This is a genomic window from Collinsella sp. AM09-41 (genome assembly GCF_003473245.1).
In the GTDB taxonomy this organism is placed as follows: domain Bacteria; phylum Actinomycetota; class Coriobacteriia; order Coriobacteriales; family Coriobacteriaceae; genus Collinsella.
Genome location: NZ_QRMJ01000015.1, coordinates 267 through 10,831 on the forward strand (window position 1 = coordinate 267; position 10,565 = coordinate 10,831).

Sequence of the window (10,565 nt, forward strand, 5' to 3'; positions counted from 1 at the left end):
CAGGCAAGACCGGCCGCCAGGCCGCAGGCGAGGTGCACCGCCGCGAGCGGGGAGCGCGCCAGGCGCAGGGCCTCGGAGAGCAGGGCCCGCGGGAGAGTCATGCGCGGCGTCGGGTCGGAGAGTCGCGTCACGGCCATCACCTCTCCTCGGAGCGCGCGAACCAGGCCGCGCCCGCCGCCGTGAGCGCGGCGAACGCGAGCGCGCAGACCGCAAGGCCCGCCAGCGTGAGCACGCCGTCCGCCGCGAGCGCCCCGCCGAGCGCCATGTCCGCCGCGAGCGGCTCGCCGCTCGGCAGCACGGGGATGAAGCTCGTGGGGATGACCATGCTCGCCGACGGCGGAAAGAGCTGCGGCAGCGGCATCAGCGCCCAGGCGAACCCACCCACGAGCTGCGCGGCGAGCGGGCAGAAGATGCCCGCGAGCATGCCGAGCCGCGCCGTGAGGAAGAGCCCTGCGGGGATCATCCACGCCGCGGTCACCGTGTTGGCGAGCGCGCAGAGGAGCATCGTGAGCGTGCCCGCGGCCGTGAGGCCCTGCGAGGAGAACGCCGATCCCGCGAGGTAGATGCCGAAGACCACGAGGTTCGAGAGCGTGCAGAGCGCGAGGCACCAGAGCGCCTTGGCCCACCAGGCGCGCCCGAGCGGGAAGCCCAGGCCCAGAAGCCCCCGCATCCGCGTGCGAGCGTCCGCCCGCGCGACGCACGCCACCACGAGCGAGAGAGACACGGGCAGGAAGAGCGCGTACCAGTAGTTCCACGCGCTGAATATCTGCACGCCCCGGTAGGGCATCGCGCCGAGCAGCGGCATCGGCAGCGCCATGAGCACGGCCAGGCGAACCGGCGCCGCGTGGCGCGACTTCAGGGCCTCGGCGCGCAGGGCCGCGAGCAGGCCGCCTTTCTCGCCCGTCATGCCGCCACCTCCCCGCGCGCTCGTCGCCCTTCCCGGCAGAAGCTCATGAAGAGTTCCTCGAGGTCCTGCCCGGGCCGAAGCGCATCCTCGTAGGCGAGGCGCCCCCCGCAGATGATGCCGATGGTGTCCGCCATCTGCTGCACCTCGGAGAGGATGTGGCTCGAGACGATCACCGTCGTACCCGCCGCCGCGAAGCCGCGGATCTGGTCGCGCAGCTCCTCGATGCCGATGGGGTCGAGCCCGTTGGTGGGCTCGTCGAGCACGAGCAGGCGTGGCCGGGCGATCAGCGCCAGCGCGAGCCCCAGGCGCTGCCGCATCCCCATCGAGAAGCGCCCGGCGCGCTTCTTCCCGGTGTCCGCGAGGTCCACGGCGGCGAGCACCTCATCTATGCGGCTCTCGGGAAGGCCCAGCAGCGTGGTGCGCACGCGCAGGTTCTCGCGCGCGGTGAGGTTGGGGTAGAGCGGCGCCTCCTCGATGAGGCTGCCGATTGCGTAGAGGTCCTCGCGGCGCCAGGCGTGCCCGGCAAAGAGGATCTCCCCGGCCGTCGGCCGCAGCATCCCGCAGATCATCTTGAGCGTTGTCGACTTGCCGGCGCCGTTGGGGCCGAGCAGCCCGTACACCTCGCCCTCGCGGATATGAAGGCTCACGTCGGCCACGGCGTCCTGCGCCTGGTCGCCGCGGCCGAAGCGCTTGGTGAGCCCGCGCGTCTCGAGCATGTAACCCATGGGTTCGTCCTTTCTTTTCCGGGCGCGCGGGCCGAATCGCCGTGCCCGCGCGCCTTACCTTTCGGGTTCACCATCCATGGTGGGACGCGTTTCTAACGAATCCGTAACGGCCGTTGGGTTCTTATGGCGCAAACTCTTCTCGACCCGCACATCATGATTAATTTGCTTGAGGCAACAACTTTCCCGATCGATGTAATCACCGAATCAAAACGTGTACGTCAGTCTCCAAAAACGACATTTTTCGACATGTTTGGAGACTGATGTACACGAATGCGAAAATCCCCGCCGCCCATAAGCGCCCTCCACATGTCTGGACTCTCTATGCTTACGCTGGATAGACATCGCCGGAACGGGTATAGTATCGAAAGTTTTGTCGTTAACCAGCGGGGGAGTCCTGTGGGCATCAAAAAGAAGATCAAAAAGGAGCTTATCGGCACTTCCGATTACCCGTCGAATAAGATCTTTACGATCTCCAATTTCATCACCTTTACGCGCCTGATCCTCACCCTGGTATTTCTGTACCTGTTTGTGACAGATAACAACCGCGTCATCGCCATCGTAATCTACGCCGTTGCCGCCTCCACCGACTGGATGGACGGCCAGATCGCCCGCATGACTAAGACGGTCTCGTGGCTCGGCAAGGTCATGGATCCCATTTGTGACCGCGCGCTGCTGTTCACCGGCGTCTTGGGGCTGGTGGTCCGCGGAGAGCTGCCCATCTGGGTCTGCGTGCTCATTATTGGCCGCGACATCTATCTGGGCATTGGCACGCTTATCGTGCGTCATTATCACCGTCGCCCCATCGATGTCGTCTTTCCCGGAAAGATTGCCACTGCACTGCTCATGACCGGCTTCTCGCTCATGCTGCTCGGGTTCCCCGTTATTGACGGCCTGCATCTTTTACCTTCAACCCTTACGGCCTTCCCGGGCCTCAACGGAAGCTCGGTGCCCCTCGGCATCTTCTTTGTGTACGGCGGCGTGATCTTCTCCATGCTCACGGCTGTCATCTATTCCATTAAGGGCGGAGTGGCCATTAAACAGGCTCTCGCGCATCCCGAGGACGAGGACATCGACTTTCTGAACCCCGAAATCGAAGACTGATTCGTTGGGGTATGATTACGTACGGTTCATTATTTGCGGCACGTCCGCGATAAGTTAGGGGTTGTCATGGACAACATGGTTAACAATATGCCTCAGAATGATAAGACTGCTGACGCTACCTGCGTATTCCGCGTGCCTTCAAGCGACGTCACCGTTCCCGACCTCATGGCCAACGTGCGCATCACCGCCCCCGTTCTGTCCATCGTCAAGGGTCCGCAGACTGGTGCCGCCTTTGAACTCGAGGACGACGTGACCACCATCGGCCGCGATCCTGCGAACGGCATCTTCCTCAATGACATGACCGTTTCGCGCAGCCACGCGCGCATTATTCGCGAGGGCCTCGTCGCCCGCATCGAGGACCTGGGCTCGCTCAATGGCACCTGGGTCGACGGTGCCATTGTCAACGCGGCCCCGCTGCACGACGGTTCTTCCGTTCAGATCGGTACGTTTACGCTCATCTACCACGAGAGCACGCCGGAGCGCATCGAAACCGGTGAGTAGGGCATGGCCGAACGCAACTATCTGAGTATCGGCCAAGTCGTCAACCTACTTCGAGGCGCATACCCCGATCTTTCGAACTCAAAAATTAGATTTCTAGAAGATGAGGGGCTCATTACCCCTCATCGTACGCCTAAGGGATACCGTCAGTACTCCAAGGAGGACGTTGATCGCCTGGAGGTCATTCTGCACCTGCAGAAGACTCGCTACATGCCGCTCAACGTGATTAAGCAGCGCTTGGAAAACGCCACGGACCTGTCAACGCTCGCCTACGAGGTGGGCTTGCTGTCCGATGTTCCGCTCAAGACGGAGCCCAAGGAGACTAAACAAAAGCTGCATCCCATCGAGACCATTCCCGATATGTTGGGCGTCGAGATCTCGTTTATCCGCTCGCTCGCCGAGAACGACCTCATTCGCATCATCAAGAGTCCGCAGAACCGTGAGCTCGTCGATGGTCGCGATTTTCCGATCATCCGCTACTGCTCCGAGCTGTCACGCTTCCATATCGAGCCGCGCAACCTGCGTCAGTACGTGTCTTCCGCCAACCGCGAGTCCTCGATGTTTGAGCAGGTGCTCGTGAGCATGCTCGGAATGGATACCTCCGATGACGAGCGCGACGCCAAGCTCGAGCGTGCGTTTAAGAAGCTTCACGACCTCACCGAGGGTGTGCATACGGCACTGCTCAAGAACCGCGTTTTTGAGTCGCTCAACGCCGTGGTCGAGGATGCCGACATCGATGCACTCGATGAAGAAATCGCTCGCTCCGAGTCCACCAAGGCCAAAAACGAAGAAACTGCCGCGCCGGCTTCACACGAGGATTCTCTCGTAAAGCCGCTCAAGGTTGTCGCCCCTTCGCAATCCGACACTGTCACCGCGGGCAAATAACAGCTACCGCTTATCCGGCAACCCATTGAAAGGTCATGCAATGTACGACTTCGAATCTCAAATCGTCGACATCCCCGACTATCCCGAGCCCGGAGTCATCTTCAAAGACATTACGCCGCTCTTTGGCAATCCCGAGGCGCTCAAAGCCATGACCGATGCCCTCGCCGAGCACTTTGCCGGCATGGGGATCACCAAGGTCGTGGGTCCCGAGGCCCGTGGCTTTATGGTTGGCGTACCGGTGGCTGTGGCCCTTGGTGCCGGCTTTGTTCCCGCACGTAAACCGGGCAAGCTACCCCGCAAGACGGTGAGCCAGAGCTATGAGCTCGAATACGGCACCGACTCTATCGAGATCCATGCCGATGCCATTACCTCTAAAGATACCGTGTTGATTCTGGACGACTTGGTCGCGACGGGCGGAACCGTCGAGGCAACAGGTAAACTTGTGCGAGATATGGGCGCAAAGCTTGTGGGCTACGGGTGTATCCTTGAGCTTGCGTTTCTCAACCCGCGCGAGAAGCTCACGCCGACTGACGACGATGTTGAGCTCTTTAGCCTGGTGACGGTGGACTAGCCGTTACCCTTAGTTACTGGAAAGGAAGCTACATGCGCACAGCAAACACGCACAAAAACATGGCACGCTGCGCTGCTACGGCAACCCTCGCTTGTGTTTTGGGCTTGGGCCTCGCGGCTCCTGCCTACGCCGATACCGCATCCGACCTTGCCGCTGCTCGTACGAAGCTCGAGCAGATCGGTACCCAAACCCAGCAGATTTACGATGAGCTCGCCACGCAGACGCAGGCGCTCGATCAGACTGCTGGCGAGATCACGCAAAAGCAGCAGGAGATCGCTGACGGTCAGGCCAAGCTCTCGACCTATGTCGCCGGCGAGTACAAAACCGGCGGTCTGAGCCTGCTTCAGGTTCTGACCGGCGTCGATGACCTGAGCGATATGCTCAACCGTCTGTTCTACTACGGCAAAGTTTCCGATAAGCAGGCTCAGACCATTCAAGAGGTCAAGGAGCTTAAGCAGCAGCTCACCGATAAGCAGGCCGAGCAGGAGAAGAACGTCGCCACCACGCAAAAGAAGGTCGATGAGCTTAACGCCCAGCAGGCTGAAGCCCAGAGTGTCGTGAACTCCCTGGATTCACAGTTGCAGGCCGAGCTTGCTGCCGAGGCCCAGGCCAACGCCGCGCTGCAGGCTGGCATAAATGCTAGCACCGCCGAAAAGGCCACGGTGAGCAACGACACCGCCGGTACGAGCGAGAACACCAACAAGGGTGGCGGTACGACCAACGACGGCGGCGGAAATACGCCCGCGCCCGCCCCCACTCCGCAGCCCCCGACGCCCGCTCCGGCTCCGGCTCCGGCTCCGACGCCTTCCGCACCGAGCCAGTCCGTTGACGGCGGTTCCGTTGTTTCGCGTGCCTATAGCAAGCTCGGATACGCTTACTCTTGGGGTGGCATTGGGCCGAACAGCTTTGACTGCTCCGGTTTTGTAAGCTATTGCCTCACGGGACGCTACTGCCGTCTGGGCACCACGGTCGACTTCATGGGTTGGACCCGTGTGTCCGATCCGCAACCCGGCGATGTTGTGGTTAACTCCTACCATACCGGCATCTATATCGGTAATGGTCAGATGATCCATGCTTCCGACTACAAAACGGGCGTCATCATCAGTTCCGTCGCAGCCGGTATGAACAACAACTACATTTTCGTGCGCTACTAAGTCACTCTGTATAGCGAACGAAGGTGAACCTCGTGGCCTTTGAGCTGCGAGGTTCATTTATTTATGACCGTGCTCCATACATGATCCTAATGTGCTAGTTTTCAATACTAGATGCACGCTTCATCGGTGAGCAATATAGCTATAATGATTGAGAAGCATATAGAAAGGACCCTCTATGAGCTGGGCACTTATCTCCGATTCGAGCTGTAACCTCCGCGATTGGCAACCGACCGCGCCCCATACCACCTTTGCATTTGCACCCCTCAAAATTCGAGTGGGGGAGCGCGAGTTCGTCGATGACCTCACGCTCGACGTTCACGAACTCAATTGCGCCGTGCAGGCGGAGTCGAGCGCTTCTTCGAGCGCCTGTCCGAGCGTAGGCGAGTGGACCGAACTCTTTAGGCTTGCCGACAAGACGATTTGTATGCCCATCTCGGAGGGCGTATCGGGGAGCTATAACGCCGCCGCCACGGCACGCGATTTGGTTCTTGCCGAGGAGCCGAACCGTCAAATTCATTTGGTCAATTCACGCGGAGCCGGCGGCAAAATGGACCTGATCTTACTGCTGTTCGACCGGTATCTTGCAAGCAATCCGGATGTCTCATTCGAGGACGCTTGCGCATACTTCAATAGCCTTGAGCAGAACAGCAAAATCCTCTTCAGCTTGTGCAATTACGAAAACCTGGCCAAAGCCGGACGTATCCCTAAGGCAGCCGGCGTCATTGCCAACAAGCTCAATATTCGCATTTTGGGCACGGCGAGTGAGGCCGGTAAAATCGAACTCGTCGGACACACGCGTGGCGAAAAGAAGATGTTCAACAAGATCATCGACACCATGGAAGCCGAGGGTTTTACGGGCGGCGAGGTCGTCATCGACCATGTCGAGAATGAGGCAGGCGCCCAGGCACTTGCCAGCCGCATTGTGGAGCGCTGGCCCGGCTCCAAGACTATCATCATGCCCTGCAACGGCCTGGATTCCTATTACGCCGAGATGCACGGTCTTATTATCGGCTACGGCATGGACGTGGCTTCGGGCCAATAAAGTCCAACCAAGCAAAAATACGGGCGGGACAAAGTGACAGATGACCCTTTGCTCCGCCCGTTTTATACGTCGGCTAGCTATTAAACCCATTAAACTTTAGATAGCTCATCAGGTACGCCTTCGAAACGAAGGATGAAACCGCACTGCGCACAAGCAGCGACTCACGCGTTACCTGATGCGCCGTATCGGGAACCGGCGTCTGCTCGACGGAAAACGCCGAACGAATCGATGCCTCGAGCTGATCGACCACATAATCGAAGGCCGTCGGGGCATCGTAGCTCAAACGCTGAATGTTAAAGAGTGCCTGCACCGCAGCAATAGGTAACACCTGCTTAAAGAGGCAGATAGCGATCAGGCGGGCAATCTGCTCGCGGCCATATTGCTTTTTGACCGGAGCAGGCACCAGGCCGACCTTCACGTAGTTATTGATCATCGATGGCGTAATGACAGGGTGCTCAACGCAAATGGACAGCGGCTCCATCCACAGCGCAACATACTCAATGACCTGGTCGCGGTAGAGCGTCACATTGGGCAACTGGTTATAGCGCGGCAGACTCAACGTATTGAGTTTACGCACGATATCGGACTGAATGAATGCATCGGGTAGCACCGTGGGCTGAATATCCTCAGGCTTAATACTGACCGACGAATCGGACATCGGAATAACGTGTTTAACGTGGTTCATAAAGGTCCTCCGTTCATTTTCTATATTGTATTCTAGGTTATCCAGTTTTGCATACCACATAGCCGGCAAGTAAAAGTGGTTGGACAACACATTGATGCATCGTCCAACCACTTTGTGTAAAGATAGCAACCTTACATAAGATATATTATCGTACTTATCCACGGAGAAACGCGTATGCGCTCGTTGCTGCTATGGCTCCATCCGAAACAGCGGTCACAACCTGGCGTAAACGTTTGGAACGGATATCGCCAGCGGCAAATAAGCCAGGCGTGCGGGTGGCCATCGATTCGTCGGTCACAATACCGCCGTCGGACGCCAAATCTACCAGATGCTCTACAAGCTCAGTATGGGGCTGCGTGCCAGCAAAGACAAAAATGCCAAACGAACCAGGATCAAAGGACTCAGTGTGCATTTCACTAGTCGCATTGTCCTTGAACGTGATTGTCGTGGGCATCGCTTCACCAGAAAGCTCAACAATACTAGTTTGGTACCTAACTGAAATATTATCTTTTGCGAGCACCTTTTGAACCACGCCATCGGGGGCACGGAACTGATCGCGGCGCAAGACGATGGTCACGCTGCTGGCGATTTCTGACAAGAACAGGGCTTCCTCGCAGGCAGCATTGCCGCCACCGATAACATAGACCTGTTTACCGCGAAAGAACATGCCATCGCACGTCGCGCAATACGAAACGCCACGACCGCGATACGTATCCTCGCCAACAAAACCAGCAGATCGCGGCGTTGCCCCCATGCAAGCGATAACACTCGAGGCCAGCGTATCGCCCATATCGTGATGCACCGTAAACAGCGCTTTATCGGCATCGTAATCGATACCCGTAACCATGCTCCATGCAACCTGTGCTCCCAGGCCCTCTGCATGCTGCTGAAAACGCTCGCCGAGTTCGGCGCCACTCAGGAGCGGGAAACCCGGATAGTTCTCGACCTCATTGGTTGTGGCGATCTGCCCTCCCGACATGCCCTGCTCAATCACGGTCGTCGTCAGGTTGGCACGCGCAGCATAAATAGCGGCCGCATAGCCCGCGGGGCCGCCACCGATAATCGCAACATCGATCGGCTTATCGGTAGTCATGAAGCGTCCTTTCGTCGAAACGTTGTCGTTCTTTGCGCTCATACCCAAATTTACGTGAACGTGACACTCATGCACTACAATGATAAATCCGTATTACAAAGCTGAAGGGGAGTTATCGATGGACCAGGCGCAGACGAGTGACGACGCTCCCCTGCTCACGCACAGCACTCCCCAATCGGAGCAAACCACGCTCCTGGCTCAGCAAAAACCTCTCGTGACCATCGTGCACGCCTCCGTTGGCTCGGGCCACAAGGCCGCCGCAAATGCGATTGCGCAGGCATTCGACCTTATCCGCGGCACCAATGGCATCCCCGAGGATATTGAGATTGAAGTGCTCGATATCCTTGATTTTGGACGTATTAAATTCGACGGCAATAAGACCGCGGCTTCTTTTACGGGAGCCACGCGCCCCATTTACGACCTGACCTGGCGATATACGCTTACGGGACATCTTCTCTGGGGTGGCGGAACGGCATGGTCGCGAATTATGTTCCCCGCCTTCAACGAATATATTCGTAGCCGCAGGCCCATAGCCGTGGTTGCAACGCACATCACGGCAGCCAATGTTGCCGTGGGCGCCCGCGTAATTACGGGTATCGATTATCCGGTCATCTGCGTACCGACCGACTACGAAGTCGAGGGATGGTGGCCCCACAAGGACACCGATCTATTCTGTGTTGCCAACGAATTTATGGCCGAAACGCTGCGTCCGCGCAAGGTGCTCGAGACAAAGATTCGCATTACCGGCATTCCTATTCGCGCCGGATTCGACACGGATTACGATCGCGAAGAAGAGCTAGCTAAGTTCAACCTCCCCACCGACAAGACCGTCGTGCTGGTAATGGCCGGTGCCAGCTTGCCTCAACCGTACGTTCGCTTTCGCGCGGAGATGGACCGCACCCTCCCCTTCCTACGCAGTTTCGAAGACATGCACTTTGTCTTTTTGCCGGGCAAGGATAAGGAATACGCCGCCCGCCTCAAGACACTCTTCGATGCCATGAAGCTCGAAAATGTCACGGTTCTTGACTATGTCGACGATATGGCGGCCCTTATGCACGGCTGCGACCTGGCAATTCTCAAATCGGGCGGACTCACCGTCACCGAGTGCCTATGCGCACATCTGCCGATGATCCTGCTGGGCAAATCATACGGCCAGGAAAAGGCCAACACCACGATGCTCACCGGCATGGGCGCCAGCATGCACGTCACCACGGCACGAGAGCTCATCGTAACCCTGCGCCACCTGCACGACCATCCCGAATCACTCAAAGCCCTACTCATCAACGGCGAAGTACTACGCCGCCCCCACGCAGCCGAAGACATAGCCATCGCAACCATGGAGCTCGTAGGCAAACCCCAAAAGCGCAAACGAGCCTTCTGCCGCTTCTACTGGGGCGGCAAGCCTGCGCATATCCGCTAGCATTGGATTGTCCCCTGCTCGGCGGGAGCCGCCCATATATCATTCCATGCTCAAACATTCTCGCTGCGCTGCGAAACTGCGCGTGGAACGATATATGGACGGCTCCCGCCGAGCAGCTACGTTTACGCACTAGCAGCTACACCAGATTCCCTACCATTAGAACCTGCTAAGGCGATACCAGAAAATATAAAAACAGTAAGCCGATGCGACAAAGGAGGTGTCCCTTTATCGCATCGGCTTATTAGAAGAGTAAATATTTTTTTCAAGCGAGTAGCCGCCCGCCCGTCTCTCACACATATCGTTCCACGCGCAGTTTCGCAGCGAGCGAAGCGAAGCGAGAATGTTTGAGCATGGAATGATATGTGTGAGAGACGGGCGGGAGGGATACGAGCGCCCCCGCGAGAATGTTTGAGCACGGGATGATATATAGGCCCATTACAGTCTGAAATAGGCCATCGATAAATTTCGATGGCGAGCATTCGGC

At 58.0% G+C, this 10,565-nt stretch carries 11 protein-coding genes; 7 read left to right on the plus strand and 4 right to left on the minus strand.

The genetic code is table 11. The annotated features are described in order from the left end of the window. Positions 1 to 136: 136 nt before the first annotated feature. A complete protein-coding gene (locus tag DW112_RS09625) occupies positions 137 to 907 on the minus strand; it encodes a hypothetical protein (RefSeq protein WP_118328851.1) in 771 nt (256 codons plus the stop codon). Then, positions 904 to 1,632 carry a lantibiotic protection ABC transporter ATP-binding protein gene (locus tag DW112_RS09630; RefSeq protein WP_055250122.1) on the minus strand — a complete coding sequence of 243 codons (729 nt, stop codon included), beginning with the start codon at positions 1,630 to 1,632 and terminating at the stop codon, positions 904 to 906. Before DW112_RS09630 ends, DW112_RS09625 begins: the two co-directional genes overlap by 4 nt. A gap of 396 nt (positions 1,633 to 2,028) precedes the next feature. On the opposite strand from DW112_RS09630, the gene DW112_RS09635 reads away from it, so the two are divergent. The 6 genes from DW112_RS09635 (at position 2,029) to DW112_RS09660 (ending at position 6,883) form a co-directional block, all read left to right on the plus strand. Further along, entirely contained in the window at positions 2,029 to 2,733 is a 705-nt protein-coding gene (locus DW112_RS09635) for a CDP-alcohol phosphatidyltransferase family protein (protein WP_089573364.1), read from the plus strand. Positions 2,734 to 2,799: 66 nt separating this feature from the next. Further along, complete coding sequence (locus DW112_RS09640) at positions 2,800 to 3,234, plus strand: FHA domain-containing protein (RefSeq protein WP_199585370.1); 435 nt, start codon at positions 2,800 to 2,802, stop codon at positions 3,232 to 3,234. 3 nt (positions 3,235 to 3,237) lie between these two features. Continuing rightward, positions 3,238 to 4,116 carry a MerR family transcriptional regulator gene (locus tag DW112_RS09645; RefSeq protein WP_117757797.1) on the plus strand — a complete coding sequence of 293 codons (879 nt, stop codon included), beginning with the start codon at positions 3,238 to 3,240 and terminating at the stop codon, positions 4,114 to 4,116. Between the two features lie 40 nt (positions 4,117 to 4,156). After that, positions 4,157 to 4,687, plus strand: a complete 531-nt coding sequence (locus DW112_RS09650) for an adenine phosphoribosyltransferase (RefSeq protein WP_117757798.1) — start codon at positions 4,157 to 4,159, stop codon at positions 4,685 to 4,687. Between the two features lie 32 nt (positions 4,688 to 4,719). Beyond that, a complete protein-coding gene (locus DW112_RS09655; protein ID WP_117757799.1) occupies positions 4,720 to 5,841 on the plus strand; it encodes an NlpC/P60 family protein in 1,122 nt (373 codons plus the stop codon). A gap of 175 nt (positions 5,842 to 6,016) precedes the next feature. Further along, positions 6,017 to 6,883 (plus strand): DegV family protein, encoded by an 867-nt coding sequence (locus DW112_RS09660; protein ID WP_118259724.1) that lies wholly within the window; start codon positions 6,017 to 6,019, stop codon positions 6,881 to 6,883. Positions 6,884 to 6,956: 73 nt separating this feature from the next. On the opposite strand, the gene DW112_RS09665 is transcribed toward DW112_RS09660, so the two are convergent. Next, positions 6,957 to 7,568 carry a DUF1836 domain-containing protein gene (locus DW112_RS09665; RefSeq protein ID WP_199570263.1) on the minus strand — a complete coding sequence of 204 codons (612 nt, stop codon included), beginning with the start codon at positions 7,566 to 7,568 and terminating at the stop codon, positions 6,957 to 6,959. 154 nt (positions 7,569 to 7,722) lie between these two features. After that, positions 7,723 to 8,661 carry an NAD(P)/FAD-dependent oxidoreductase gene (locus tag DW112_RS09670; RefSeq protein WP_118328852.1) on the minus strand — a complete coding sequence of 313 codons (939 nt, stop codon included), beginning with the start codon at positions 8,659 to 8,661 and terminating at the stop codon, positions 7,723 to 7,725. A gap of 118 nt (positions 8,662 to 8,779) precedes the next feature. Between DW112_RS09670 and DW112_RS09675 the strand changes: the two genes are divergently transcribed. Then, entirely contained in the window at positions 8,780 to 10,081 is a 1,302-nt protein-coding gene (locus DW112_RS09675; protein WP_117806332.1) for a glycosyltransferase, read from the plus strand. Positions 10,082 to 10,565: the final 484 nt, after the last annotated feature.